Consider the following 25,307-nt stretch of genomic DNA (forward strand, 5'->3'; position numbering starts at 1 on the left):
ATGTCGCTGACCGTTCCCAACGATCTTCTCGAGCAGGCGAGACAGGGTGAGATCGACGACGCGGCGTTCGTCGCCTGCGTCCGCGATTCCCTGCCCTACGCCTGGTCGATGATCAGCGAGCTGGTCAAGCAGCGTGAACATTCAGGAGCCGAGTTCGCCGACAACCACACCCCGCCCCCGGACGAGGAGGCTCGCGGCCAGCTCCTGCGCTGCCTGGCCAGCGACGCGATGCGCGGTGCCCTCGAGCGCCACTTCGGGGTACGGCTCGCCTTCCAGAACTGTCACAGGGTCGCGGTGTTCGACCCGGCCGCGACCGGCGCGCTCCGCGACTTCGTGACGCCGCGGGCGCAGATCCTCAACCAGCGGCCGGAGCTCGTCGACTGCTGATCCTGTGCGTCACCGGCGGGCTCAGCCGAACAGGGAGATCTGCCCCTCGCCGACCGCCGCGTCCCTGTGCTTCTTGAGATGGCGCCATCGCGGCAGGTCGTCCAGGTAGGACCAGGACAGGCGGTGGTGCGGCGTGGGGCCGTGCTCGGCCAGCGCGGCCTGGTGGACGGGCGAGGGGTAGCCCGCGTTCTCCGCGAAGCCGTACTCGTCGCAGCCGAGGTCCGCCATGAGGGTGTCGCGCCGAACCTTGGCCAGCACCGAGGCGGCGGCCACCGAGATGCTCGCCTGGTCGCCCTTGACCTCCAGGCGGACCGGCCACGGGGCGCCGATGTAGTCGTGGGAGCCGTCGAGGATCACCACGTCGGGCCGCACCGGAAGGGCCTCGAGGGCCTGCCGGGCCGCCCTGCGCAGCGCCTCCGTCATGCCCAGGGCGTCGATCTCCTCGTGGGAGGCCGTGCCGTACGCGATGCCCTTCGCCCACCGCTCCAGCTCGGGCACGAGCGCGGTGCGCCGGGCGGCCGACAGCTGCTTGGAGTCGGTCAGCCCGCCGGGCGGCTCGGACAGGTCGGTGACGACCGCGCAGACCATGACGGGGCCGGCCCACGCGCCGCGGCCGACCTCGTCGACGCCCGCGACGATCTTTCCGCGGGCGCCCGCGAGCAGGGTCTCGATCTCGTACGTCGGAGCCACGGCACCGAAGGCTACCGGTGCGCCAGCCTGACGGGCTCCAGATCGGCGGCGAGATAGCGGGCGGCGACGTGGATCGCCCGCAGCGTCACCGACACCGAGGGCCGGTGGACGCTGGAGCGCCGGGCGACGGCCAGCACGTCACGGCCTCCGGCGGAGCCGGGGAACTGGCGCACCGCGATGCCCCGCACGCCCGCGGCCAGGGCCAGGGCGGGGACGGCGGCGATGCCGATGCCCTTGGCCACCAGGGACAGGATGGTGCCGAGGCCCTCGAACTCCCACGGCGTCGGCCGCGCGCCGCCCACGTCGGCGAAGAGCCTGTCCACGGCCAGGCGGGACGGCTCGCCGTCAGGGGTGGCCATCCACGGCTCGTCGCGCAGCTCCCGCAGGTCGATCGGCACCTCGGGGTCGGCCAGGCGGTGCCTGCGCGGCACCACGAGGACCAGCGGGTCGTGCAGGAGGGGGAAGACCCGCAGCGACTCGCTGTCGTGCGCCCTGCCGTACCAGTCGTCGACGAGCGCGATGTCGACCTCGCCCGACTGCACCTCGCGCATGCCCCGCCCGGAGCGCGACTGTCCCAGCCTGATCGTCAGCTCCGTGTGGCGGCGCAGCGAGCGCGCCAGCACCGGCGCGAAGGCGACCGCCGCCGTGGGGAAGGCGGTGAGCACCACGCGGCCCGCGGGCGTGCCCGCCTGCGCCGACAGGTCGGACTCCGCCTCCTCGACCATGGTCAGGATGCGCTCGGCGTGCGCCACCAGGCGCCGGCCCGCGTCGGTCAGCTCGGCGCTGCGCGCGGTGCGGTCGAGCAGCGCGGTGCCCGCCTCCCGCTCCAGCGCGGCCAGTTGCTGCGAGACCGCCGAGGGACTGTATCCCAGCGACTCGGCGGTGGCGGCGATGCTGCCCCGCCGAGCGAACTCGCAGATCACCACAAGACGCCGCAAATCGAGCATCGGACTTCCTTATGCCTACCCATGAAAAGCCTCGCTTGTGCTGATGCCTTCATACAACCAGGCTGGGAACGTGACAAACATGAACGTGACGCTTTCCGCCACCCTGGCGGCGAACGAGGACATCGAACGAAGACGGCGCGCCGGGGAACGCGTGTTGCACCTGGCCTTCGGCGAGGCAGGGCTGCCCGTGCACCCGGCGCTGCTGGACAGGCTGGTAGCCGCCGCCGACCGCAACGGCTACGGGCCGGTCGCGGGCGCCATGGAACTGCGCGAGGCGGCGGCGGGTTACTGGACCCGACGGGGACTCGTCACGGAACCCGACCAGGTCGTCTGCGCGCCGGGCAGCAAGCCCCTGCTGTACGGCCTGCAGCTCGCCATCGGCGGCGACATCGTGCTGCCCAAGCCGAGCTGGGTCAGCTACGCGGCGCAGGCCGACCTGGTCGGCGCCGAGCCGATCATGGTGCCGACGCCTCCCGGCGAGGGCGGGGCGCCCGACCCCGACCTGGTCGCCGCCGCCGTCCTGCGGGCCCGCGCGCAGGGCAGGACCGTGCGCTCCGTGCTCGTCACGCTGCCCGACAACCCCACGGGACGACTCGCCTCGCCGCGGACCATGGGCCGCCTGGTCCAGGTCGCCCGCGAGCTCGACCTCGTGATCATCTCCGACGAGATCTACCGCGACCTCGTCCACGACATCGACACCCCGTTCCTGTCGCCGGCCGACCTGGCGCCGGAACGCACGGTCATCACCACCGGGCTGAGCAAGAGCCTCGCGCTCGGCGGCTGGCGCATCGGCGTCGCCAGGCTGCCCCACGGCGCGCGCGGACTGCTCGACAAGGTCCTGGCGATCGCCAGCGAGATCTGGTCGGCGCCGGCCGCTCCCGTCCAGGCTGCTGCCGCCTACGCCTTCACCGAACCCGTGGAGCTGGTCGAACGCGTGGCGCGCAGCCGGCGGCTGCACGCGGTGGTCGCCAACGCCGTCCACGCCGCGTTCGTCGAGGCGGGGGCGAGCGTCCCGGCCCCGCAGGGCGGCTTCTACCTCTACCCCGACCTCGGACACCTGAGGGTGGGCGGCTCGGCAGAAGTCACCAAACTGCTGATCGAGGATCACGGCATCGCCGTACTGCCCGGACACGCCTTCGGCGACGACCCGTCGGCCGCGAGGGTGCGGGTGGCCACCAGCCTCCTGTACGGCGAGAGCCAGGAGGAGCGCATGACCGCGCTGACCTCCTCGGACCCCCTGTCGCTGCCGTGGATCTCGGCCAACCTGGCCCACCTCTCGAGAGGTTTGCACGACCTGTCCACGCGGCAGCAGGCGGCGGGGAGAACCCCACGCCGCACCATGGCCGCAACGCCCGCGCACGGCTAGGCATCGGTTTGGCAAACTTTGCCCCGCGGGCCGCTCGCCACCCCCTACGATCAGCCTGCTGACCTGGGAAAACGCGACCATTGCAGAAACCTGCAAAAGATAGCGCGTGAGTCCTGGTATCTCCTGCGGCGTGCAAGCCCCATCATGTGCTCATGCCCGCTTTTGTCACCCTGTCCGGGCGCCTCGTGCGCCTGGAACCTCTCAGCCTCGCGGTGGTCGATGACCTCGTCGCCGCGGCGTGTGAAGACCGTTCCACGTACGCCTTCACTCGTGTTCCCGATGGGCGGGAAGAGATGGTCTCCTATGTGGAGGCCGCTTTGGCTGAGCAGGCGGAAGGCCGGACGTTGCCTTTCGCCATCCGGTGGCTGCACACCGACCGCGTGGTCGGTGCCACCCGTCTCATGCACCTGGAGTACTGGCAGGGCCCGATGCCCTGGCCTCCGGGTACACGTGGCGCGGTGGGCGAGATCCCGTCCGTGGCCGACATCGGTTACACCTGGCTCTCCGCTTCGGCGCAGGGCACCGGTGTGAACCGGGAGAGCAAGTTCCTGATGCTCTCGCTGGCCTTCGACACCTGGGGCGTCCACCGCATCACCCTCAAAGCCGATGTACGCAACACGCGATCCCGGGCCGCCATCGAGGCTCTCGGCGCACACCTTGACGGCGTGCGACGGGCAGACAGCCGAGGCGCCGACGATACGGTCCGAGATACCGCGTACTACTCGATCCTGGGCTCGGAATGGCCGGTGGTTCGAGAACGGATGGCTCAGAGACTCGGTCTCGTCGAAGCCGCCTAAGCACGTTCCTACGAAAAACTCGGACACGACGGCCCTGCCCGCACCGCCGGGCAGGGCCTGGTGTTGTTTCGAACCGGTAAGGCATGACCGCCCCCGTTGAACTGGGCCATGCCTTTGCGAGTTTCAGCATCCCTCGACCCGCTTAACGCCGGATCAAAGCGCAATCAATGAAACGGCCACCTCTGGGCAACTAGTATTTGGTAGCAAAATGGCCCATTGCGTTGGAGACTGTGAGCATGGCTGGTGAGGGGCTGCGGTTCGCCGTGCTCGGTCCCGTCCGCGCGTGGCGCGATGGCGACGAACTCGATCTCGGCACACCGCTTCAGCGGTCGATCCTCGCGATGCTGCTCCTCAGGGAAGGCCGGGCGATCACCCCCGGCGAGATGATCGACGCGGTATGGGGAGAGGAAGCCCCGCCCAGGGCGCTCGGCGCGCTGCGCACCTACGTCTCGCGGCTGCGCACGGTGCTGGAGCCCGACCGCTCGCCCCGTTCCCGCCCCGAGCTGCTCACCTCGGTCGGCAAGGGCTATGCCCTGCGCACCGGATCCCTCGACCTGACGCTCTTCGAGCGCGGCATGCAGGAGGCCGAGACGCTGCGCCGGGCCGGCAGAACGGACGAGGCCGCCGAGAGCGTGCGCGCCGCCCTCGCGCTCTGGGAAGGCGAGCCGCTGGCCGGAGCCGTCGGCCCCTACGCCGAGCACCAGCGCGACCGGCTGGCCGAGCGCCACATCACCGCCATCGAGGAGCTCATGGACCTCGACCTGGCCCTCGGCAGGCACGCCGCGGTCGTCTCCGAACTGATCGCGCTCACCGCCGACCACCCGCTGCGCGAGCGGCTGCGCGCCCAGCTCATGCTGGCCTACTACCGGTGCGGGCGTCAGGGCGACGCGCTCGCCGTCTTCACCGACACCCGCGACGCGCTCGTCGAGGAGTTAGGCATCGAGCCGGGCCCCGAGCTGACCGCGCTGCACCACAAGATCCTCGCCGCCGACCCCAGCCTGATGACGCCGCCCAGCCCGTCCCCCGTCCCCACCGCCGACGGCCCGGCCGGGGCCGACGTCGCCGAGGGCGCCGACGAGCACGAGTTGCCCCGCCCCGCCCAGCTCCCCGCCGCCGTCAGCGACTTCACCGGCCGCCGCCCGATCGTGGCCAGGCTGCGCACGCTGCTGTCCGCGCAGACGGCCGAGGGCGTGCCCGTCGCGGCCATCTGCGGCATCGGCGGCGTCGGCAAGACGGCGCTGGCCGTCCACGTCGCGCACGCCTGCGACGACCTGTTCCCCGACGGGCAGCTCTACGCCGACCTGCGCGGCTTCACCGACGAGGCCACCGCGCCGGAATCCACGCTGGGAGCGTTCCTGCGCGCGCTCGGCATCCCGCCCGACGTCATCCCCGAGGGGCTGCAGGAGCGGGCCGCGCTCTACCGGTCGCTGCTGGCCGACCGGCGCATCCTCGTGCTGCTGGACAACGCGCACGACACCCGTCAGGTCAGCCAGCTGCTGCCCGGCTCGCCGGGTTGCGCGGCGATCGTCACCAGCCGGGTGAAGCTGGCCGACCTGCCCTCGGCCAAGCTGATCGACCTCGACGTGATGGAGCCGGACGAGGCGCTGTCGCTGTTCACCGCCGTGGCGGGGCCGGAAAGGGTCGCCGCCGAGCGCGGCGCGGCGATGGACGTCGTGGCGGCCTGTGGGTTCCTGCCGCTGGCCGTACGGATCGTGGCCGCCCGGCTGGCGGCGCGGCCCTCGTGGACGGTCGCCTCCCTGGTGCCCCGCCTGGCCGACGAGCAGCGCCGCCTCGACGAGCTGCGGGTCGGCGACCTGGCGGTGGAGGCCACCTTCGCCCTCGGGTACGGCCAGCTCGACCCCGCCCAGGCGAGGGCGTTCCGGCTGCTGAGCCTGCCGAACGGACCCGACATCTCGGTCGGCGCCGCGGCCGCCGTCCTGTCGGCCCCGACGCTGGAGACCGAGGACCTGCTGGAGTCGCTGGTGGACGCCAGCCTCCTGGAGGCGCCCGCGCCTGGACGCTACCGCTTCCACGACCTGCTCAAGCTCTTCGCGCGGCGCGTCCTCGACAAGACCGAACGCCCGCAGGCCAGGACGCTGGCGCTGCGCCGGCTGCTCGGCTTCTACCTCGCCTCGGCCCAGGCTGCGCACCGGCTCGCCTACGAGGGCAGCATGATCGCCGACAATCTCGTCGTGGTCGGCAGCGGGCGTGCGTTCGCCTCGGCCGACGACGCCGTCGCCTGGCTCGTCTCGGAGGGCGACTGCCTGTTCGCGGTGATCGGCCAGGCCGCCGAGTCCTGCCGTACGGGCGAGCAGCTGCTGCCCGCCGCCGACCTCCTCGTCGCCATGGAGCCGCTGCTGGAGTCGGGCACCCACGCCCGCGAGTTCGACCTGGCCACCAGGGCCGTGCTCGCCACGGCACGGAAGATCGGCGACCCTGCGGGGGAGCTGCGCTCCCGCTACGTCCTCGGCCGCGTACTGTTCGGCGCCAACCGGCTCGCCGAGGCCGAGGAGCAGTTCAGGCTCGTGCTCGACCTGTCGACCGCAGGCGACGAACGCGTCGTCATGGGCGAGGTGCTCAACGCCCTCGCCGTCGTCTCCGGCCGTCGGCGCCGCCACCACGAGGCGCTCGGCTGGTTCGCCTCCGCCACCGCGTTCTACCGAGAGAACGGCGTGGCGGCCGGCGAGGCGCTGGTGCTCAGCTACTCCGCCCGCGACCACCTCGGCCTGGGCAACCCCGAGGACGCGATCGCCGCCGCCGAGCAGGGGCTGGCCATCTTCACCGAGATCGGCAGCGGCGCCGGCACCGCCCGCGCCCGCTACCACCTCGGCATCGTGCTGTCGCGCGTGGGCCGCCTCAACGAGGCCGTCCACCACCACGCCGAGTGCCTGGCCTTCTTCAGGGCCAGCAGGCAGCGCGTGTGGGAGCAGCGGGTGTGCGTCAGGCTGGCCGAGACGTTCATCGCCGCCCGGCGCTTCTCCGACGCGGTGCGTCACGCGGAGCAGGCGCTGGCGGTCAGCCGCGAGATCGGCCACCCGTACGGTGAGGGGCTCTCGCTCACGGTGCTGGGCAGGGCGCTGCACGGCCTGGGCGGCACCGCGAGGAGCGTCGACTGCCTACGCCAGGCGTTCGACATCTTCACCCGCCTCGGCGCCCCAGAGGCGGGTGACCTCAAGGCGCTCCTCGACGGTGTCGACTCCGTCGCCGTCGTCGAGCCCTGAGTACAGCTCGTCGTCCAGACGTGTCATCCACACATGGTTGATCAAGGCTGGTCTCTTTCCGGGGTGCGGTGTGTGTGGGCCCGACCAGCCGTCTGACCGTCACGTTTCGCCAGGGGGCCCGGTGTCCGGATGCTCCACGTGACAGCTAGCCGCCTCACAACGACGGCCGGTCGGGCGACACGCCCCGCTTCTGTCGAACCCCCCGGGGCGTGTCCACGCTCCGAGGGTGCGCCGGTACGCATGCAAACCAATCAACGCCCGATCAACCGGCTCGCCACCGCTGCTTCCGGCGCGCCGTGATTGGCTGTCCTCCATCGTGCCGTCCGGGACGCGCGACGACGAACCGTGAAGAAGGAACGATGGACGCAGACGAGCAGCTGGCCGGCCGGTTCGAGGAGTACCGCGCCCACCTGAAGGCGGTGGCCTACCGGATGCTGGGCTCGCTGAGCGAGGCCGACGACGCCGTCCAGGAGGCATGGCTACGGCTCAGCCGTACCGACGTGAGCGATGTGGACAACCTCGGCGGGTGGCTGACCACTGTCGTGGGACGGGTGTGCCTGGGCATGCTGCGGGCGCGGGAGCGGCGCGCGGAACCGGCCGGCGAGCGCTTCCCCGACCCCGTCGTGAGCGTGGCGGACGGCGGTGATCCCGAGCACGAGGCGATGCTGGCCGACTCGGTCGGCCTGGCGATGCTGGTGGTGCTCGACACGCTGGCTCCCGCCGAACGGCTGGCCTTCGTGCTGCACGACATGTTCGCCGTGCCGTTCGAGGAGATCGCGCCCATCGTGGAGCGCTCGGCCGCCACGACGCGCCAGCTGGCCAGCCGGGCCCGCCGTCGCGTGCAGGGAGCGGCGCCCCCGCCCGACGTGGACGTCAGCAGGCAGCGGAAGGTCGTCGACGCCTTCCTCGCCGCGGCCCGCGACGGCGACTTCGAGGCGCTCGTCTCGGTGCTGGACCCCGACATCGTGCTGCGTACGGTGAGCATGGCGGGCGTGGCGGTGCTCCGCGGCGCCGCGACCGTGGCCAAGCAGGCGGCGAGGTTCGCCCGCAACGCCACGGCCGCCCGTCCGGTGCTGGTGAACGGCGCCGCCGGAGTGGTCACCGTGGTGCACGGCAGGCCGTACTCGGTCATGAGCTTCACGGTCGTGGACGGGCGGATCGTCGAGATCTACTCCGTCTCCGGCCCCGAGCGCCTGGAACGGCTCGGCATCACGATGTGACCGAGCCGCCTACACGTGGAAGTAGCCCTCGGCGATCAGCGGGCGGAGGGTGTCGGCGAGCAGCTGCTCGCCGTCGCCCACCAGCTCGGCGATCACGTTGAGCAGCGGGCCGAGGGCGAGCTGCCCGTCGCAGACCCCGGCCAGCGCCGCCTCCACCGTGCCGACGTCGGTACTGCGGAGCAGGCCGCGGGTCTGGCGCAGCACGATGCGGGCGGGATCCTCCGCGCCGGGGGCGCCGATGCGCTCGTCGAGGAGGCCCTCGGCGACCCGCAGCCTGGCCTGTTCGAGATCGCGGGTCCGGTGGGCGGCGGCGATCGAGTCGAGGACGTCCTCGACGTAGTCGCCGACCGGCAGGGAGACCCGGTGGGTCAGCCGCTCCACCCTGACCACCGGGTCGAGGGCGCCCGCGTTGCGCAGCGTGATCCAGCCGAAGCCGATCCCCTCCACCTTGTTCGCCTCGAACCACGACAGCCACTCGTCGTAGCGGGAGGTGTAGGCGGGCGTGCCCTGCTCGGCCGCGTCGCGCAGCCACAGCTCGACGTACTCGGCCGGGTCCTGCACGTCGCGCTCGACCACCCAGCCGTCGCAGCCGGTCGCGCCGACCCAGCCGCCGACCCTGTCGCGCCAGTCCTCCCCCTCCACGTGCAGCCAGTTGGCCAGGAAGTGGGCGTGGCCGTCCTGGGCGAGGTGGGCCGGTGTCCGCAGGACGAGGTCGCGGCAGAAGTCGTCGCCCGCCGCACCGGTCTCGCGGTAGGTCAGGCCACCGCCGGGGGCGATCACGAAGGGCGGGTTGGAGACCACGAGGTCGAACAGCTCGTCCTCGACCGGCTCGAACATGGAGCCCACGCGGGCGTCGACGCCCGTGATGCCGGACAGCCGCCAGCTCAGGCGGGCCAGCTCCACCGCCCGCGGGTTGACGTCGGTGGCGACGATCCGGGACGCCCGGTCGGCCAGGTGCAGCACCTGGACGCCGCAGCCGGTGCCGAGGTCGAGCGCGCGCTCGACGGGCCTGCGGGTGACCAGCTGGGCCAGGTTCGCCGAGGCGCCGCCCGCGCCGACGACGTGGTCGGGGCGCAGCGCGGGGTCGCCGGGGCGCACCTTGCGGTCGGAGGCGACGTAGCCGTGCTCGTCCCACGGCTGGAGGTGGACGGTCGCGCGGACGCTGTCGCCGTCGAACTCGACCAGGCCCGACTCCATCACCTCGAACGGCAGCTCGGCCGCCGGCACGGGCACGCCCAGCCACCACAGCCTGATCGACGCGTCGAGCGGGTCGCCGCTCCTGGTGGCGCGAAGGGCCGGGACCAGCTCCTCCCTGGCGAGCGCCGAGGCCGCCATGTCACCGAGCCGATCGCGGACGCCGTCGATCGTGTAGCCGGTCTTCAGGAGATGGTCGCGCAGTCGTTCCACCCGGCCATCCTAGATCCGAAACTCACGGTAATCGTACAGTTACGTCTGTCATACTCCTTCTGCCCCACCCGTGTGCCAAGAGGAACGGAACCGATGCTGCTTCCCTGCCTCGCCTGCGAGTCCCGGTTCAGGCCTGACGACTACTTCAGCGCCTGCTCCGACTACGACCGCCGCCTCGACCGCGTCATCTGGACCTGCCCGACCTGCGGCAACCGCGATGACCTGCGCGTCTTCACCGGTGAGCTCGGCTTCGGCGCGGCCAGGCACGGCCGGTTCGACGTCCACGACCGGGTACGCGTCCCCGGTCTGCGCCGCCACCGGTGCGAGGTGGCGCTCGACATCTCCCTCGACCGCTGCCACTGGCACGTTCCTAGGCGATGATCCACGCCTCCACCGGCGTGCACGCGTGCACGGGCTGCTCCCCGCGCACCAGCCTGACGATGTCGTCGACGACCGACGCCGCGCGCTCCCCGGCCGTCTCGCCCGTGGCCTGGCCGAGGCGCGGCGTGAGCACCACGTTGGGCAGCCGGGTCAGCGGATGCGAGCGGTCGAGCCACTCGCCCTCGAAGTGGTCGAGGCCGGCCCCGCCGAGCCGTCCCCAGCGCAGCGCCTCGACCAGGGCGGTCAGGTCGTGCAGGGCGCCGCGCGAGGTGTTGAGGAAGATGGCCCCCTCGCGCATGGCGGCCAGTTCGGTCGGGCCGACGAACCCCCGCGTCTCGGCGGTCAGCGGCACGTGCAGCGACACCACGTCCGCCTCGGCGAGCAACGCGAACAGCGAGTGGGTGGCCTCGGGCACGTAGGGGTCGCACGCGATCACCCGCATGCCCAGCCCCTCCGCCCGCCACTGCACGGCCCTGCCCACCCGGCCCAGCCCGACGATGCCGAACGTACGGCCGGACAGCCGCGAGCCGCGATGGCGCTCGGCGGCCGGCACGCGCTTGCGGCTGACCGTGCCCCGCCGTACTTCCCGGTCGGCGGCGACGATGTTCCTGCTGACCGCGAACAGCAGCGCCAGCGTGAGCTCGGCGACCGCGTCGGCGTCCTGGCCGCCGTCGTGGAGCACCATCACGCCGCGCTCGGCGGCCAGCGCGACGTCGATCGCGGTGAGGTCGCCCGTACAGGCGACGACGTCGACGGGCAGGTCGAGGACGGAGGTGCGAACCTGGTCGTGGTGGGTGAGGAGCACACCGGCGCCGGTCTCGATGACCAGGTCGGCCAGCTGTTCGTCGGAGAAGCCGAGAGGTGGCCGGTCGGCCACCTCGACGACGTCGGCCACCTCGCGGAGCCGCGCGAGAGCGGGCTCCGGCAGGCCGGTCAGGAGGAGCACGCGCGGTCGTCTCACAATCGCGACAATAACACCACAGAGGGTGCCGGGATCATTGCTCCCTGTCGCTCTGCCGCAGACTCTGCCAGGCCGCCTGACCCAGCCCCTTGATCTCGTCCTCGGTGGGGGTGTGGGCGCCGGCGAACCAGAGGCGGCACATCTCCTGCGCGGGGCCGAGCCACAGCACGTAGCACATGGTCGGGGCGACCGGCTGGAGCAGGCCGTTCTTCATGTGCGGGCGCCACCACTCGGCGACCTGGCGGAAGAAGGCGCGCCGTGCCTCGGCCGCCTCGGGGCCGCCCGGCTCGTTCTTGCGCGGCGGGCGCTCGCTGACCAGGATCCTGGCCCGCTCGGGGTGCTCGCCCGCCCAGCGCATGTGGAAGGCGACGACCGCCTCGATGCCCGCGCGGGCGTCGTCGTGGCTGACCAGCTCGGCGACGAAGGCCTGCTGGTAGGCGTTGAGGATCTCCGCGTAGAGCACGCCGAAAACGTGTTCCTTGCTGGCGAAGTGGTGGTAGAAACTGCCGACGCTGACGCCGCTCTCCTCGCGCAGGCTCGCCAGCGTGGTGGCCGAGACCCCGTCCTGGCTGAAGCGGCGAAGGGCGCCCTCGATGATGCGGGTACGGCCGTCGCGTCCGTTCTTGGCACTCTTCACGAGGTCAATGGTGGTCCAACAGAACCTTGTTCCGCAAATACCGCGGCCGGTTGGATCATAGCGGTTACCTCAACACACCCGGAAGAGACCTTCATCGTGGCATCCGGCCAGATACGCCGGATGATCCGGAGCACCCGCCTGTTGTCGCCCAGCACGTCCATGCCGACGGTAGTCGCGCCGCGGCCGGCCGCCCTGCCGAGAAGCGTGCCGATCAGCCTTCTCCCGAGACCGCACCCCTGCCACGCGTCGGTGACCACGATCGCGATCTCCACGTCGGCGACGCCGCCCCGATAGCTCATCGCGTGGCCGATGATCTCGCCGTCGTACTCGGCGACGATCGCGTCCCGCTGGCCGTCGACCGCCAGCAACGCCCTGATCAGGCTGGGTCTGGGCGAGGGGATCCCGCTGAAGAAGCGCAGCGTCTGCGTGTGGAGCGACAGGCCCGCCAGGAAGCGTCTGATCCGTTCTTCGTCGTACGGCCCGGCCTGGCGGATCTGAGTTCCAATCACAGACTCAGCATTCCGCGCGGCAGCTGAGTCTGTCAATTGGACTCAGGCGTTCGTCGAAGTACTCTTCAGCTATGAACGTGCGCTTCCGGGTGGACAACTGCTCGATCGAGCGGACCCTGGGCATCGTCGGGGAGAAGTGGACCTTCCTGGTGCTGCGCGAGGCGTTCAGCGGCGTGCGGCGCTTCGCCGACATGCAGGCGACCACGGGCGCGCCGAGGCAGGTGCTGAGCGCGCGGCTGAACCGGCTGGTCGACGAGGGGCTGTTGCGCAAGGAGCCCTACCGGGAGCCGGGCCAGCGCCAGCGCGACGAGTACCGCCTCACGCAGAAGGGGCGCGACCTCTATCCGATCCTCGTCGCGCTGATGCACTGGGGCGACACGTACCTGGCCGACGAGGAGGGGCCGCCCGTGGTGCTCACCCACCGGGGTTGCGGTGCCCTGCTCGAACAGCACTTCAGATGCGCCGACGGCCACGAGGTCGCCGGCCCCCGCGAGGTGACGGCGGTGCCGGGCTCAGGCGCGAAGCTGCAGAGCGCCTAGGGTCCTGCGCAGGTCGAGCATCGACCAGAGCGCCGTGCCGCCCAGCAGCACGGCGACCCCCGCGGTGCGGACCACCAGGAAGGTCTCCAGCGCCTCGTGGAGGAGCATCCACAGTGTGAAGGAGCCGTTGACGAGCTGCGCGCACCCCCAGAGGAGCGACTGGCGGACGAAGAAGCGGCGCATCCCCGGATGGGCGGCGACGTGGTCGGGCAACGGCACCAGGTCCCTCGCGATCCGCTCGGCCAGCGGCCTGCGTCCGCGCAGGCTGATGAAGAAGGCGGCGCTCACGCAGAAGATGCCCAGGGTGGGCTGCAGGAAGAAGAGCACGGCGCTGCCCGACATCATCCCCACCACGGTCCGCACGGTGAGCGTCAGGACCGCCAGCAGAGCCACCCCGGGCACTGGAACGCGCCATATCAGGCGCAGCGCGAGCCCACCGTAGACCCAGAGCGCCGAGGCGGCCATCCCGCCGATCGGCCCACTGACGATCATGCCCAGGTAGAAGGAGGCGACCGGCATGATCATGTTTTCCAGGACCCTGGGCGCGGCATGGCGGACGAGCTGGCCGACCTTCGGGAAGACGGCGGGGGACGCGGCGAGCAGGACCATGGAGAGATACGGCTCCTGAAGGGGGAAAGGCGACAAATGCCGACGGTAGACCATGACCAGGCGAGTTGTCCCGGGTTCGGTGCCGGACCGGTGCGGGCAGTGCCTACCCTAGGGACGTGTACCGGTTCCTCCTGACGCCCAGGTGGCTGGCACTCCACGTGGTGGTGCTGCTGGTCATTCCCGCCTTCGTGCTGCTGGGCCAATGGCAGTTCGGGCGGTACGAGGAACGCTCGTCCAACAGCGACGTCGTCACCAGGAACCTCGAGGCCAGACCCGTGCCCATCGGCGAGCTCGTCGCCCCCGGCCGGCCCGTCGCCGAGGACGACCGCTACCGGACCGTCACCGTCCAGGGCACCTACGACCCCGGCCACGCGTTGCTGGTCCGCAGGCGTACCCAGAACAGCCAGCTCGGCTTCTACGTCCTCACCCCGCTGGTCACGAGCCCCGGCCAGGCGGTGCTGGTCAACCGGGGCTGGGTCAAGGCGGGCGCGACGGCCGACGCGCTGCCCGAGGTGCCGCCCGCCCCCTCGGGCCAGGTAACTGTCACCGGAAGGCTACGTACCAGCGAGACCGAGGAGTCGAGCGGCATCAAGAACCGCGGGGGGCTGCCCCCGGGGCAGGTGCTGCTCATCAACAGCGACGCCGTCGGGCAGGGCCTGCCGTACCGGCTGGTGGGCGGGTACGTGTCGCTCACCGAGCAGCAGCCGCGCACCTCGCCCGCGCCCGAGCCCGTACCGCCGCCCGACGTGGGCGCCGGCGGAGGGCTCAACTTCGCGTACGGCGTGCAGTGGTGGCTGTTCATCGGCGTGGCCGTCGGCGGCTGGCTGCTCATGATCAGGCGCGAGGCGAAGGACAGGTCAGCCGAACAGCGACGCGACGCCGAAAAAGCCGACGCCGGTGACGACGGCGACCGCGAAGGCCACCAGGAACGCACCGACACCATCGAGGCGTGAGCCCCCCGGCGGCAGTGGGTCGTCCAGCGCCCGCCAGATGGGCTGCGGCTCCATCACCAGGTAGAGCAGGGCGCCGACGCCGCCGACGGTGAACAGCCAGAACCAGCCCCAGCGGGTGGCGTAGCGCGGCCTGGACCTCGCCAGCATCACCAGCAGGGTGACCGACCAGGCCAGCGGTACCAGCACGCCATGTCGGGCGGGTACGTCCTCGAACCACTCGGGCGGCCACCTGTCGCGGTCCGCGCGCACCACGGTGACGCCGCGCTCCTCGGCCGCCGCCAAGGCGGCGTCCATGGCGGCCCTGCCGTCCGGGTACAGGCTCCGCCATCCGAGCGGGCCGGTCGACCAGCGCAACTCCCCGGTGTCCTTGACCAGGACCACGGTATCGGGCCGGTGCAGGGCGGTCCGCAGTTGCTCTGGCGTGCCCTCGGCGGCGACCGTGCTGAGCGCCACCAGGATCGCTCCCCACAGCAGTGTCACCAGGAGCAGCGTCCTGGCGACCGATCCGACGACTCGCCACGCGGGCCTGACGCCTGAGGGGCTCTCCATGTCTCCCCGGATCTTCGAGATCTCCCGACTAAGGTGAGGGGGGTGACGCGGCACCTGGACTTCCTGCGGCTCCACAATTTTCGCGACATCGGTGGATATGTCGCCCGGGACGGGCGGGTCGTGCGGTGGAAGCGCTTCTACCGCGCGGACTCCCTCGGCTGGCTAACGGGTGACGATCTCGACAGGTTCCAGGCGCTCGCCATCCGCACGGTGGTCGACCTGCGCCACCCCTTCGAGGTGGAGCGCTCGGGACGCGTCCCCGAATCCGACGGCCTCGCCTACCACAACCTGCCCCTCGAGGGCCGCCGGTGGGACATGACCACCTACGATCCCGCCGGCGGCGTCGCGAGGTTTCTCGCCGACCGCTACCTGGAGATCAGCGAGGACGGCGGCGACCGGCTCAGGCTCGCCCTCGAGACCGTCGCCGAGGCCGGCAACACCCCCGTCGTGGTGCACTGCGCGGCCGGCAAGGACCGCACCGGCGTCCTCACCGCGCTCGTGCTGTCGCTCATCGGCGTCGGGGACGACGACATCGTCGCCGACTACGCGTTGACCGGCCTGGCCACCGAACGCTTCATCGCCGACTGGCGGACCAGGCACGCCCACGTCCCGATGTGGGAGGGCTTCGGCATGGCGCCCGCCGGGGCGATGCGGCTGTTCCTCCGCGACCTGTCCGAGCGGCACGGCTCCGTCGAGGGCTACTGCGCCGACGTGCTCGACATCGATCGATCCACGATCGGGCGACTGCGTGCCGTACTCCTGGGTAGTGCGGCGGAGGGTTCACCCACGGCACCCTCATCGGGTGAGCCCGAGCCCGGGATCACCGGCCTTCCCGGTGATCCCGGGTAAGGGCCCGATACCAACAGGTGACCGCTCAGCTTGTTCGACGTGATACGCACGTCGTACGGTTGCCTGCGTGACTACGCCGCTCCTTCCCGACCCCGAGCCGAGGCGGCGCGACTACGTGATCATCTCCGCCGATGATCACCTGATCGAGCCTCCCGACATCTTCGAGGGCCGCGTCGCGGCGAAATATGCCGACTTGGCGCCCAAGGTGGTGGAAACCGAGGCTGGTCACCAGGTCTGGCGGTACGGCGGAGCGACCTACCCCTGCGCGGGGCTCGACGTCGGCGCCGGCCTGCCGCGCGAGCAGTGGACCCTCGACCCCGTCAGGTTCGAGGACATGCGTCCCGGCTGCTTCGACATCGAGGCCCGCATCAAGGACATGGACACCGCCGGCATCTGGGCCGCGCTGTGCTTCCCCGGCATGCTCGCCGGGCAGTCCGGCATGCCGTTCGCCAGGACCCGCGACCAGGAGCTCGGCCTCGCCCTCGTCAAGGCGTGGAACGACTGGCACATCGACGTCTGGGCCGGCACCTACCCCGAGCGCGTCATCGGCCTGCAGCTGCCGTGGCTGCCCGACCCCGAGGTGGCCGCCAAGGAGATCCGCGACAACGCCGCCCGCGGCTTCAAGGCCGTCGTCTTCCCCGAGTTCCCGACGCGGCTGCGGCTGCCGTCGATCCACACCCGCCACTGGGACCCGTTCTTCGCCGCCTGCGAGGAGACCGGCACCGTCGTGTGCCTGCACACCGGCGCCTCCTCCTGGTCGCCCGTGCCCTCCCCGGACACGCCCATCGAGGCGATCACCACGCTGATGCCCGCCAGCGCCATGTTCGCCTGCGCCGACTGGCTGTGGTCGGGCATCGCGCTGCGTTTCCCCAAGCTGCGCATCCTCATCGTCGAGGGGGCCGTCGGCTGGCTGCCGATGCTCGCCGAACGCGCCGACTACGCCCTCGACCACCCCGTCGGCACCGAGGCGCTGTGGGAGGGCGGGCTCAAGCCCAGCGAGGTCCTGCGCCGCAACTTCTTCTTCGGCACGCTCGACGACCACGCCCTCTCCGGGGTACGGCTGGCCGTCGGCCTCGACCACGTGCTGCTGGAGAGCGGCTACCCGCACTCCGACTCCACCTGGCCCGACACCCAGAAGGCGGTCGCCCGCAACCTCGGCACCCTGCCCCCGGCCGACATCGCCAGGGTCGCCTACGGCAACGCCTCCCGCCTCTTCGGCCACCCCCTGCCCTCACGCGCCTGGCTCCGCATGGAACAGCTCTGAGGCGTCATCTCGGTGGAGAACATGAGGGCTGCGCGGCGGGCGGCGAGCCCTCCGATCAACTACGTGCGTGACCCGACCCGGCGGGCCCCTCGGCGAACCTGGTCAGGATGTTCAGCGTGGCACGACGGGTGAAGGCGGAGGCGGCGTCGGTCACTCCGTGCCCGCACCGCCTTCCCCGCATCCCGCAGACCCAGCGCATGGTGCCGGAGGCGAACACCCCCGCCCCGCTGGGCGCGGTGTAGTAGGTGGTGTGGGCCGTGGTCGCCCGGCCACCGCAGTCGACCGGCGACTCGGCCAGCACCTTGACGTTCTTCGGCGACTTCACCGACACCCTGTCGGTCTCCGGGCCCACGAGTCCGGTGAAGCGCGTGCCGCGGGTGCCCTGGTAGATCCAGTGGTGCGGCTGACGCACCACGTAGGCGGCGTCGGCGGGGAAGCAGTCGTACATCTGCCCGACCAGGGCGCTCTCCGCCACGGAGTCCCGCCAGAGCGCGCACTCGCGCTCCTTGTCGCACTCGACGGTCCTGCCGCGGAGCCCGATCCGCCAGTAGACGGCGTTGGCCCCGAGGAAGGCGAGGTTCACGCCATGGTCGCGGGCCTGGGTGACGGCCGTGCGCATGGCGGGCGACCAGTATTCGTCGTGGCCGAGCGACACCACGGCGCGGGCGCCGTCCAGGACGCCGGGCTTGAGGTCGAGGCTGGTGAGGTAGGCCAGCGGCACCCCGCTGCGCTCGGCCACCTCGATCGCGTCCTTCTCGAAGGCGAGGAAGAGCCGCGCGCCCGTGGTGTCGTAGGGCCGGTCGAAGGTGACCGCCCGTGAGCGCCCGGCGAACCCGCCCGGCCCCTCGTACAGACTGCGCCCGCCCCACAGGTTGTAGGCCTGCCAGGTGGTGACCGCGTTCACCAGCACCACGCGGCCTGCGGTGGAGGCGGAGCGCACGGTCATCGGGACATAACGCTGCCCTCCGGTGGAGGCGTCCAGCCTGATCAAGTAGGCACCCTCGGGCCAGCCCCCGGTGTCGACGGTGAGCGAGGGTTTCCAGTTCGCGGCCGTCACGGTGCCCCGCACGGTCGTCGCGGGTGCCTGCCGTACGCCTGCGGTCCTGCCGGACTGCCAGACCCGGTACGGCTTCGCGCCCATCCGGTAGGCCCTGGCGACGAAGCTCGGCGCGGTGGTGGAGACCCGCAGCCGGAACCGTTCGCCCGCCAGCACGCTCACCCGGTCGGCGTAGCCCTCGATCTCGTGCTCGGCGCCGCGCCTGGTGATCCGCCAGCGGGAGTCATGCCGGACTTCCACCGTGGGCTTCGGCCGGGGCTGAGGCCGGGCGGGAGGGGCCGCTGCCGGCGTGGTCACGCCACTGCAGCCGGCCAGCAGCGGAACGAGGACGAGAAGGATCTTGCGCACAGCCGTCCATCTTGGCGGCTCGGCACTCGCCTGGCAGCCCAGCGGCTCGGCAAACAGGTCGAACGCTGGACATGTTCGGGCATCTTCGTGGTGCGCCCGATCTCGGCTTCGTCGTCAGGCCCCGGGGCGTGCTCAGGGGAAGCGCCAGCGGGTGGCGGTCAGCCCGTCCGGTCCGTAGCCGAACGCGCGCGTCGGGGTGATCTCGAAGAAGCCGTATTCCGGCGATCCCGGCAGGTCGTCCTCGTAGGCCGAGCCGTCCCGCACGATGAAGTCCCAGTCGTACTTGGCTTTGAGCGCGGCGGCCACGCGGCGCATGGTGGCCTCGTCGGTGGCCCGTCGGGCGGTGCCTTCGACGACCAGGTCGAGGGTCGGGTCCGCCACCGTGATGACGCAGTGCGGGTTGCCGGCCAGGTTCCTGCCCTTGCGGGAGGCCGGCCGGGTGGAGATCCAGACCGAGCCGTCCAGCCAGGCCAGCAGGACCGGCATGGCGTGCGGCCGGCCGTCGGGCCGTACCGTCGACAGCCAGGCTTTCGGGGCCGTCTCCAGGCACTGCCTGGCCTGGCTCCATGGCTTCACCGTCGACTCGTCGGTGCTGACCGGCGTGGCGTCAGCGGGGCTGAACAGGAGCTCGGCGGTGGGCGTTGTCTCGGACATCACAGGCCTCTTCCCTCGATCGATGCGTTCCCTCAGGGAACCCATAGGCAGGACGGTAACAGAGAGAGTTCCCTGAGGGAACTATTCCCTCTAGACTGGCCCCATGCAGCGCACCTCGTTCGGCGACATGGCCTGCTCGATCGCCCGCACACTGGACGTGATCGGCGAGCCGTGGTCGCCGCTGATCCTGCGGAACGTCTACGTCGGCATCACCCGCTTCGACCAGATCCAGGACAACCTCGGCATCTCCCGGAAGGTGCTGGCCGAGCGACTCAAATGGCTGGTCGGGAACGGCGTGCTGGAGCGGCGGGAGTACTCGGCCCGGCCGCCGCGCCACGAGTACGTCCTCACGCCCAAGGGGCTGGAGCTGTGCGACCTGCTGCTGGTGATGGTGCGCTGGGGCGACCGGTGGACGGCGGGCGAGGCCGGACCGCCGGTGCTCTACCGGCACCACGCGTGCGGCGAGATCAGCCATGTCGAGCTGCACTGCGCGGTCTGCGACCAGCCGATGCACGCGGGCGACATCGACGTGCTCCCCGGCCCCGGAACGCCGACCGCCGACGGTGGGGCCGGCCCTACCGCGTCAGGGGTGGACGCGTGACTGTGTAGGGACGCCGGCCGCGAGAGAGTCGTCGCCATGCGACCTGCGGGGCGTGAGCGTGGTCAGCGGGCGCGACCGGGCGGGGCGCGCGGCCACCGTGTACGTCACGGGCGCCGCCACCACGCCCGTCCGCAACGCCCACCTGCACGCGACTTTCGGCAGCGCCTTCTGCTAGCGGCTCGCCACCCGCCGCGGACGCCGGCGACGCTCGGGCAGGACCGCCCGCTCCCGTCCAGAAGAGCGGGCGCCGGCGGCGCTCGGGCAGCACCGCCCGCTCCCGCCGAGGAGAGCGGGGTCCTCCCGTGAGGTCCGGGCGTCAGCCGTGGGCGTGGGCCTGCGGCAGGGTGCCGGGCTTCTCGCCCGGGCCGAGGACGACGAACTGCCCCATCATCCCCTGGTCCTCGTGCCAGAGGATGTGACAGTGGTACATGTACGGGCTGCGGGGATCGGTGTAGTCCCGGAAGCGCATCGCGATCCGGGCCCTCGTCCGCGGCTTCACGTAGAAGGTGTCCTTCCAGCCGCTCAGCTCGGGTCGTGGCGACCCGCCGTCGACCGACAGGATCAGGAACTGGACGTCGTGCACGTGGAAGTTGTGCGGCATCTCGTCGAGGTTCGCGACCTCCCACACCTCGACGGTGTCCTTCGTCACCCCGATGTCGATCCGCCCGGGGTCCATGAGCCGGCCGTTGATCGCGAAGTTGGCCAGCTCGAACGTGCGAACGGCGGCGGGCGAGGACACGTCGAGTTCGGGCCGCTCGCCGAGCGTGGTGGGCAGCGGCGGCGAGGGGTTGAGGTCCGTGGCGGCGCGCAGCTCGAGGATCTCGAGGACGTCGGAGCCACCGGCGAAACGCTGGTCGCCGATGTGGATGCCGAGGTCGGACCGGTAGCTGACGACCGGCAGGCGTTCGCCGGGCCGCAGGCACACGACGATCTCGGCGCGCTCGCCCGGTGACAGCTGCACCCGGTTCGTGTCGAGCGGGGCGCTCAGCAGGCCGCCGTCGGTCGCCACGAGCGCGAACGAACGGTCGTCGGCCATCCCGATGTTGTAGAAGCGGGAGTTGGAGGCGTTGAGGATGCGCAGCCGTATCCGCTTGAACCGCACGTCGACGTAGGGGGAGACGGTGCCGTTGACGGTGATGAGGTCGCCGAGGACGCCCATCCCGCCGACCGTGGGGATCTCCTCGTTGAGCTGGTTGTCGGCGTTGAGCCGCTTGTCCTGGATGATGACGGGGATGTCGTCCTCGCCGTAGCGGCGCGGCAGGGCCAGCGCTTCGGTCTCGTCGATGATGAACATCCCGGCGAGCCCGTGGTGGACGTGGCGGGCGGTCCTGCCGTGCGGGTGCGGGTGGTACCAGAGGGTGGCGGCCGGCTGCCTGATCGTCCAGGTCGGCGACCAGGTGGTCCCCGGCGAGATGAGCTGGTGGGGGCCGCCGTCCATCATGGGGGGCACGTGCATGCCGTGCCAGTGCATGGTGGTGGCCTCGGGCAGGTCGTTGCGCACGTTGACGACCACCGTCTCGTCGCGCCTGGCACGCAGCGTCGGCCCGAGGAAGGGTCCGTTGAGCCCCCACGTCGCGGTAGGCGCCCCCGGCCTGAACTGCATGGTGCCGGGGGCGGCCCGCAGGTCGAAGACGCGCCGGCCCTGCCTGTCGTGATGCGAGCGGGCGAGCGGCGGTATGGCCAGCTTGTTGACGAAGGCCGCCTGCTCCTCCGTACGGCGGCCGGCGGTGGCCCACATGCCGCCCATCGCGCCGGCGGTGGCGATCGCGGGCCCCCCGGCAAGCCCGCATATGAGCACTGATCTACGCGAAACCATGGCCTCCACTCTGCGGCAGACCTGGCGTCATGCCGGAGAACCACCCGCCATGACCCGGCCATGAGATGTTCACGATGCGATCAGGCCCCTACACGCCCCGGCCTCCACCCCTGCCCGGTAGGCCGGTGCGGCCTGCGCTTACGTCTCAGGATTCGCGCCGCCCCGGCAGCGGCGGCGCGGTGGACACCAGCGCATGAAAAGGGATCGGCCGCCGGGACGGGGCTAGGGTCGCTCGGCCCGACCGACGAGGCGCTTGCGCTCCCATTCGACGTACCGCCCGCTCTCCCCCAGCATCGAGGCCATCAGCCACAGGAACACGCCGAAGTCGTCGGCGACGCCGAGGAGCACCAGGAAGTCGGGGATCACGTCGATCGGCGAGATGATGTAGACCAGGCCGAGCGCCATCATGGCCAGCTTGCCCTTGCCCATGCCCTCGTAGTCGCCGCGCATCACGCCGCCGATCAGGCGGGGGATGGCCCTGACCCTGGTCAGCACGCCGGGCGTGCCGGGCTTGCTCACCTCGCGGTACGTCTTCCAGGCCGCCGCGGCCCTCGATGCCTTGACCATACGAGCACCTCCTCTTCGCGATATAACGCAATACCCGGCGCTTGGGTTCCTACGCATCAGAATCGCGGCCGCCGGACTGCCGAGAAAGCGCTCATCCGCCGGCGCGGCAGCCTGAACAGCCACGTTTCTCACGAGTGCCGCAGCGCCGCGTGCACGAACGGGTGGGCCCGCTCGACCTGGGCGGCCAGCCGTACGAGGAGATCCTCCCGGCCGGCCGCGGCGACCAACTGCACGCCGACCGGCAGCCCCGCCGCGGTCCGGTGCAGCGGCAGCGAGATCGCCGGCTGCCCCGTGGCGTTGAACGGCGAGGTGAAGGCGACGGCGGGCCCCGTCCGGCCGAACGAGGTGCTCAGGTCGTCGGGAGGGAACCACCCCAGCGGGTACGGCGGGATGCCGAGCGTGGGCACCAGCAGCACGTCGTGGCCGTCCCACCAGGCGGCCATCCGGCGGCGGTAGCGGTCCACCCAGCGCATCGCGAGGATGTGGTCGACCGCGCTGCGCCCGCGCCCGGCCTCGGCCATGGTCCGGTTGCGCGGCTCCAGCTCCGACAGCTCCACCGGCCTGCCCCGCCACCTGCCGATGCTCTCCAGTTCGGCGGCCACGTTGCCGGCCACGATCCCGCCGAAGTAGGAGGGGAAGTCGGCGTCGCCGAGCGCGGCCGGCCAGCTCTCCTCCACCTCGTGCCCGAGCTTCTCGAGCAGCGTCGCCGCGCCCGTCACGGCCGCGGCCAGCTCCGGCTCGCCGGGCACGTCCGGCCGGGGATGCTCGCGGGCGAACCCGATCCGCAACCGGCCCGGCTCCACGTCCACCTCGTGCGCGAGCGGACCCGGCAGCGCGGGCGCGGTGTAGGGGTCGCCGGGCACGTAGCCGGTGATCAGGTCGAGCACCGCGGCGGTGTCCCTGACGGTACGGCTGACCAGCCCGAGCGCGGACATGCCGCTCCACCCCTCGCCCTCGCCCGGTCCGTGACTGGCGCGGCCCCGCGTCGGCTTGAGCCCGACGAGCCCGCAGAGGCTGGCCGGAATCCTGATCGACCCGCCGCCGTCGCTCGCCGTCGCCACCGCGACCATGCCCGCCGCGACCGCCGCCGCCGACCCTCCGCTCGAGCCGCCGGCCGAGTAGGCGAGATCGTAGGGGTTGCGCGTGGGCCCGTACGCCACGGGCTCGGTCGTGATCGTGGTGCCGAACTCGGGCGTGCTCGTCCGCCCGAGGATCACGAAGCCCGCCTGCCGCAGGCGGGTCACGGCGTGCGCGTCGGCGTCCACCTCGACGCCGTCGAGCGTGCTCGACCCCGCGTTGTACGGCTCGCCCGCCTGCGCCCAGCCGAGATCCTTCACCAGGATCGGCACCCCGCGGAACGGGGCGTCCTCGGGCAGGTCGTCCAGCTCGGCCAGCGCCCGCTCGAAGCGCGGGTGGACGATGGTGTTCAGCTCGCCGTCGTGCGCCCTGATCGTCGCTATGGCGGCCTCGACCAGTTCCCTGGGGCTCACCCGCCCCTCCCGCACGGCCCGCGCCTGCCCGACCGCGTCCAGCCTCAGGACCTCGTCCACCCATGTCTCCTTCCCGCCGCGAACATCGCCGCCCCCACCCTCCCCCGCCCGGCGCCCGCACGGAACCCCGCGAACCGCCAGAAGCCGTTCACCGGGCCCAGGACACCCCTTGGCGCCACAGGACCGCCGGACCAGGGCACCGCCGGCCCAAGCAAGCACGGATCGACGGCCACCACGCCCGGCGCCGCCCGCCCGCTCAGGGACCGGCGGGTCGCCGCCGCTCAGGACGTGGACCACTGCGCGACGGGCGGGTCGCCGCGTCAAGGACGTGGACAGCCGCGCGAAGGGCGGGTCGCCGCCTCTCACGACATGCCGCGCGAACGGGCAGGTCGCCGCCGCTCAGGCCGTGGACCGACCGCTGCGCGAAGGGCGGGTCGCCGCCTCTCAGGACGTGCCGCGCGAACGGGCGGGTCACCCCGCCAGGGCGTGGACCGCCTCGGGGATCGGCAGGTCCCCTGGGAGGGGTGCCAGGATCGGCGTGTCGAGCCCGTTGGCGACGTACTCCCCCACCCGCGCCCGGCACGTCGCCGCGTCGCCGTGGACGATCAGCGCGTCCACCACCTCGTCGGGGATCGCCTTGAGCGCCGCCTGGCGGTCCCCCGCCGCCCACGCCTCGTGCATGGGCCGCAGCACGTCGCCCCGTCCCAGCCAGTCGTGGAAGGCCGCGTAGGCGGGAACCGTCAGGTAGGCGGCCAGCATCCGGCGGCCCGTCTCGCGCACCCTGTCGGCGTCCTCGCTCACGCAGACGAAGATCCGCGCGATCAGCTCGGTCGAGCCGCCCACCTCGGCCCGCACCCGCCGTACGTCCTCGGGGGACAGCCAGTTGGTGATCGCGCCGTCCGCCTCGGCGGCGGCCAGGTGGAGCATCCGGGGACGCAGCGCCGCCAGCACGATCCTCGGCGCCACCTCCGGCGCCCGCTCCAGCCTGAAGCCCTGGACCTCGAAGGTCTCGTACCGTTCCGACACCTTCTCCCCCGCCAGCGCCTTCCTGAGGAAGCGCAGGGTGTCGCGCGTCCTGGCGTACGGCTTGCCGAACGCGGCCGCGTTCCACCGCTCCACGATCGCCGGCGAGGAGGAGCCGATGCCGAGTACGAACCGGCCAGGCGCGAGGTCGGCCAGCGTCGCCGCGGACTGCGCCAGCAGCCCCGGCCCCCGCGTGAACACCGGCACGATCGCGGTGCCCAGCCGTACCCCGGGCGCCCACTCGGCGGCCATCGCGAGCGGCACGAACGCGTCGGCGCCGGCGACCTCGGCCGACCAGATGTCGGTGTAGCCGAGCTCCGGCAGCTCGGCGATCAGCGCCTTGGAGGCGGCGAGGGAGCGGTCGAAGAAGGGGATCGTCATGCCCAGGTTCCGGGTCATCGCAAGCCTTCCCGCGGGGGTCCGGTCGGCACACAGGACCATACCAACCAGACGGTATGCCACGGG

Annotated in this window: 26 protein-coding genes; 12 read left to right on the forward strand and 14 right to left on the reverse strand. The window is 71.8% G+C overall.

Features of this window, described 5'->3' with window-relative positions; translation table 11 throughout:
* The gene (locus ACWEVS_RS05615; RefSeq protein WP_449915844.1) at positions 1-387 is read left to right on the forward strand and encodes an SCO5389 family protein; all 387 of its coding nucleotides are present in this window, start codon (positions 1-3) and stop codon (positions 385-387) included.
* A gap of 21 nt (positions 388-408) precedes the next feature.
* Here ACWEVS_RS05615 and ACWEVS_RS05620 read toward each other — a convergent pair whose 3' ends face one another.
* Together ACWEVS_RS05620 and ACWEVS_RS05625 are read right to left on the reverse strand one after the other, a co-directional pair.
* Positions 409-1,077, reverse strand: coding sequence for a ribonuclease HII (locus ACWEVS_RS05620; RefSeq protein WP_449915847.1), 669 nt, complete (start codon positions 1,075-1,077; stop codon positions 409-411).
* 11 nt (positions 1,078-1,088) lie between these two features.
* Entirely contained in the window at positions 1,089-2,024 is a 936-nt protein-coding gene (locus tag ACWEVS_RS05625; protein WP_449915850.1) for a LysR family transcriptional regulator, read from the reverse strand.
* A gap of 79 nt (positions 2,025-2,103) precedes the next feature.
* Between ACWEVS_RS05625 and ACWEVS_RS05630 the strand changes: the two genes are divergently transcribed.
* The 4 genes from ACWEVS_RS05630 to ACWEVS_RS05645 all read left to right on the forward strand — a co-directional run bounded on the left by ACWEVS_RS05630 (position 2,104) and on the right by ACWEVS_RS05645 (position 8,628).
* Positions 2,104-3,390, forward strand: a complete 1,287-nt coding sequence (locus ACWEVS_RS05630; RefSeq protein WP_449915852.1) for a pyridoxal phosphate-dependent aminotransferase — start codon at positions 2,104-2,106, stop codon at positions 3,388-3,390.
* A gap of 152 nt (positions 3,391-3,542) precedes the next feature.
* Positions 3,543-4,187, forward strand: a complete 645-nt coding sequence (locus ACWEVS_RS05635; RefSeq protein WP_354921100.1) for a GNAT family N-acetyltransferase — start codon at positions 3,543-3,545, stop codon at positions 4,185-4,187.
* Positions 4,188-4,423: 236 nt separating this feature from the next.
* On the forward strand, positions 4,424-7,408 hold the full coding sequence (locus ACWEVS_RS05640; protein WP_452550117.1) for a BTAD domain-containing putative transcriptional regulator: 2,985 nt from the start codon (positions 4,424-4,426) through the stop codon (positions 7,406-7,408).
* A gap of 359 nt (positions 7,409-7,767) precedes the next feature.
* A complete protein-coding gene (locus ACWEVS_RS05645) occupies positions 7,768-8,628 on the forward strand; it encodes a sigma-70 family RNA polymerase sigma factor (RefSeq protein ID WP_452550119.1) in 861 nt (286 codons plus the stop codon).
* 9 nt (positions 8,629-8,637) lie between these two features.
* Here the strand turns inward: ACWEVS_RS05645 and ACWEVS_RS05650 are convergent, their stop codons facing one another.
* Positions 8,638-10,035 carry a DUF7059 domain-containing protein gene (locus ACWEVS_RS05650; protein ID WP_452413122.1) on the reverse strand — a complete coding sequence of 466 codons (1,398 nt, stop codon included), beginning with the start codon at positions 10,033-10,035 and terminating at the stop codon, positions 8,638-8,640.
* 93 nt (positions 10,036-10,128) lie between these two features.
* On the opposite strand from ACWEVS_RS05650, the gene ACWEVS_RS05655 reads away from it, so the two are divergent.
* On the forward strand, positions 10,129-10,416 hold the full coding sequence (locus ACWEVS_RS05655) for a hypothetical protein (protein WP_449915863.1): 288 nt from the start codon (positions 10,129-10,131) through the stop codon (positions 10,414-10,416).
* Here ACWEVS_RS05655 and ACWEVS_RS05660 read toward each other — a convergent pair.
* From ACWEVS_RS05660 to ACWEVS_RS05670, 3 genes are read right to left on the reverse strand one after another with little or no spacing between them, the layout of a single operon-like run.
* Entirely contained in the window at positions 10,406-11,377 is a 972-nt protein-coding gene (locus ACWEVS_RS05660) for an NAD(P)-dependent oxidoreductase (RefSeq protein WP_452413123.1), read from the reverse strand. The genes ACWEVS_RS05655 and ACWEVS_RS05660 overlap by 11 nt on opposite strands.
* A 34-nt stretch (positions 11,378-11,411) precedes the next feature.
* Entirely contained in the window at positions 11,412-12,014 is a 603-nt protein-coding gene (locus ACWEVS_RS05665; protein WP_354921113.1) for a TetR/AcrR family transcriptional regulator, read from the reverse strand.
* Positions 12,011-12,523, reverse strand: a complete 513-nt coding sequence (locus tag ACWEVS_RS05670; RefSeq protein ID WP_449915867.1) for an N-acetyltransferase family protein — start codon at positions 12,521-12,523, stop codon at positions 12,011-12,013. Before ACWEVS_RS05670 ends, ACWEVS_RS05665 begins: the two co-directional genes overlap by 4 nt.
* A 71-nt stretch (positions 12,524-12,594) precedes the next feature.
* Between ACWEVS_RS05670 and ACWEVS_RS05675 the strand changes: the two genes are divergently transcribed.
* A complete protein-coding gene (locus ACWEVS_RS05675) occupies positions 12,595-13,062 on the forward strand; it encodes a winged helix-turn-helix transcriptional regulator (protein WP_354921119.1) in 468 nt (155 codons plus the stop codon).
* Here the strand turns inward: ACWEVS_RS05675 and ACWEVS_RS05680 are convergent.
* A complete protein-coding gene (locus tag ACWEVS_RS05680) occupies positions 13,036-13,707 on the reverse strand; it encodes a VC0807 family protein (RefSeq protein WP_449915869.1) in 672 nt (223 codons plus the stop codon). The genes ACWEVS_RS05675 and ACWEVS_RS05680 overlap by 27 nt on opposite strands.
* A gap of 80 nt (positions 13,708-13,787) precedes the next feature.
* Here ACWEVS_RS05680 and ACWEVS_RS05685 point away from each other — a divergent pair, with 80 nt between their 5' ends.
* A complete protein-coding gene (locus tag ACWEVS_RS05685; RefSeq protein ID WP_354921125.1) occupies positions 13,788-14,624 on the forward strand; it encodes an SURF1 family cytochrome oxidase biogenesis protein in 837 nt (278 codons plus the stop codon).
* On the opposite strand, the gene ACWEVS_RS05690 is transcribed toward ACWEVS_RS05685, so the two are convergent.
* Positions 14,529-15,173, reverse strand: a complete 645-nt coding sequence (locus ACWEVS_RS05690) for a hypothetical protein (protein WP_452550121.1) — start codon at positions 15,171-15,173, stop codon at positions 14,529-14,531. The genes ACWEVS_RS05685 and ACWEVS_RS05690 overlap by 96 nt on opposite strands.
* Positions 15,174-15,215: 42 nt before the next feature.
* On the opposite strand from ACWEVS_RS05690, the gene ACWEVS_RS05695 reads away from it, so the two are divergent.
* Positions 15,216-16,022: a tyrosine-protein phosphatase gene (locus ACWEVS_RS05695; RefSeq protein WP_452550123.1), complete on the forward strand. Its 807-nt coding sequence runs from the start codon at positions 15,216-15,218 to the stop codon at positions 16,020-16,022.
* Positions 16,023-16,089: 67 nt separating this feature from the next.
* A complete protein-coding gene (locus ACWEVS_RS05700; protein WP_354921128.1) occupies positions 16,090-17,286 on the forward strand; it encodes an amidohydrolase family protein in 1,197 nt (398 codons plus the stop codon).
* 55 nt (positions 17,287-17,341) lie between these two features.
* On the opposite strand, the gene ACWEVS_RS05705 is transcribed toward ACWEVS_RS05700, so the two are convergent.
* Both ACWEVS_RS05705 and ACWEVS_RS05710 read right to left on the reverse strand, forming a co-directional pair.
* Complete coding sequence (locus tag ACWEVS_RS05705; protein ID WP_452550125.1) at positions 17,342-18,691, reverse strand: N,N-dimethylformamidase beta subunit family domain-containing protein; 1,350 nt, start codon at positions 18,689-18,691, stop codon at positions 17,342-17,344.
* A gap of 132 nt (positions 18,692-18,823) precedes the next feature.
* On the reverse strand, positions 18,824-19,345 hold the full coding sequence (locus ACWEVS_RS05710; RefSeq protein ID WP_452550127.1) for a pyridoxamine 5'-phosphate oxidase family protein: 522 nt from the start codon (positions 19,343-19,345) through the stop codon (positions 18,824-18,826).
* A gap of 103 nt (positions 19,346-19,448) precedes the next feature.
* Here ACWEVS_RS05710 and ACWEVS_RS05715 point away from each other — a divergent pair, with 103 nt between their 5' ends.
* Together ACWEVS_RS05715 and ACWEVS_RS05720 are read left to right on the forward strand one after the other, a co-directional pair.
* The gene (locus ACWEVS_RS05715; RefSeq protein WP_452550129.1) at positions 19,449-19,946 is read left to right on the forward strand and encodes a winged helix-turn-helix transcriptional regulator; all 498 of its coding nucleotides are present in this window, start codon (positions 19,449-19,451) and stop codon (positions 19,944-19,946) included.
* Positions 19,947-19,998: 52 nt separating this feature from the next.
* The gene (locus ACWEVS_RS05720) at positions 19,999-20,121 is read left to right on the forward strand and encodes a hypothetical protein (protein ID WP_449915889.1); all 123 of its coding nucleotides are present in this window, start codon (positions 19,999-20,001) and stop codon (positions 20,119-20,121) included.
* Between the two features lie 141 nt (positions 20,122-20,262).
* Here ACWEVS_RS05720 and ACWEVS_RS05725 read toward each other — a convergent pair whose 3' ends face one another.
* The 4 genes from ACWEVS_RS05725 to ACWEVS_RS05740 all read right to left on the reverse strand — a co-directional run bounded on the left by ACWEVS_RS05725 (position 20,263) and on the right by ACWEVS_RS05740 (position 25,241).
* Positions 20,263-21,762: a multicopper oxidase family protein gene (locus ACWEVS_RS05725; protein ID WP_452550131.1), complete on the reverse strand. Its 1,500-nt coding sequence runs from the start codon at positions 21,760-21,762 to the stop codon at positions 20,263-20,265.
* Between the two features lie 222 nt (positions 21,763-21,984).
* Positions 21,985-22,329 carry a YkvA family protein gene (locus ACWEVS_RS05730; RefSeq protein WP_452550133.1) on the reverse strand — a complete coding sequence of 115 codons (345 nt, stop codon included), beginning with the start codon at positions 22,327-22,329 and terminating at the stop codon, positions 21,985-21,987.
* A gap of 128 nt (positions 22,330-22,457) precedes the next feature.
* Positions 22,458-23,879: an amidase gene (locus ACWEVS_RS05735; RefSeq protein WP_452413130.1), complete on the reverse strand. Its 1,422-nt coding sequence runs from the start codon at positions 23,877-23,879 to the stop codon at positions 22,458-22,460.
* Positions 23,880-24,290: 411 nt separating this feature from the next.
* A complete protein-coding gene (locus ACWEVS_RS05740; protein WP_452550135.1) occupies positions 24,291-25,241 on the reverse strand; it encodes an LLM class F420-dependent oxidoreductase in 951 nt (316 codons plus the stop codon).
* Positions 25,242-25,307: the final 66 nt, after the last annotated feature.

Source organism: Nonomuraea sp. NPDC003754, from assembly GCF_053605785.1.

Bases quoted from the DNA above. Each gene is read 5' to 3' on its own strand.
- ACWEVS_RS05615 (WP_449915844.1), top strand. From the start codon at position 1: ATGTCGCTGACCGTTCCCAACGATCTTCTCGAGCAGGCGAGACAGGGT.
- ACWEVS_RS05625 (WP_449915850.1), bottom strand. From the start codon at position 2,024: ATGCTCGATTTGCGGCGTCTTGTGGTGATCTGCGAGTTCGCTCGGCGG.
- ACWEVS_RS05630 (WP_449915852.1), top strand. From the start codon at position 2,104: ATGAACGTGACGCTTTCCGCCACCCTGGCGGCGAACGAGGACATCGAA.
- ACWEVS_RS05635 (WP_354921100.1), top strand. From the start codon at position 3,543: ATGCCCGCTTTTGTCACCCTGTCCGGGCGCCTCGTGCGCCTGGAACCT.
- ACWEVS_RS05640 (WP_452550117.1), top strand. From the start codon at position 4,424: ATGGCTGGTGAGGGGCTGCGGTTCGCCGTGCTCGGTCCCGTCCGCGCG.
- ACWEVS_RS05645 (WP_452550119.1), top strand. From the start codon at position 7,768: ATGGACGCAGACGAGCAGCTGGCCGGCCGGTTCGAGGAGTACCGCGCC.
- ACWEVS_RS05655 (WP_449915863.1), top strand. From the start codon at position 10,129: ATGCTGCTTCCCTGCCTCGCCTGCGAGTCCCGGTTCAGGCCTGACGAC.
- ACWEVS_RS05675 (WP_354921119.1), top strand. From the start codon at position 12,595: ATGAACGTGCGCTTCCGGGTGGACAACTGCTCGATCGAGCGGACCCTG.
- ACWEVS_RS05690 (WP_452550121.1), bottom strand. From the start codon at position 15,173: ATGGAGAGCCCCTCAGGCGTCAGGCCCGCGTGGCGAGTCGTCGGATCG.
- ACWEVS_RS05710 (WP_452550127.1), bottom strand. From the start codon at position 19,345: ATGTCCGAGACAACGCCCACCGCCGAGCTCCTGTTCAGCCCCGCTGAC.
- ACWEVS_RS05715 (WP_452550129.1), top strand. From the start codon at position 19,449: ATGCAGCGCACCTCGTTCGGCGACATGGCCTGCTCGATCGCCCGCACA.
- ACWEVS_RS05725 (WP_452550131.1), bottom strand. From the start codon at position 21,762: ATGGTTTCGCGTAGATCAGTGCTCATATGCGGGCTTGCCGGGGGGCCC.
- ACWEVS_RS05730 (WP_452550133.1), bottom strand. From the start codon at position 22,329: ATGGTCAAGGCATCGAGGGCCGCGGCGGCCTGGAAGACGTACCGCGAG.
- ACWEVS_RS05740 (WP_452550135.1), bottom strand. From the start codon at position 25,241: ATGACCCGGAACCTGGGCATGACGATCCCCTTCTTCGACCGCTCCCTC.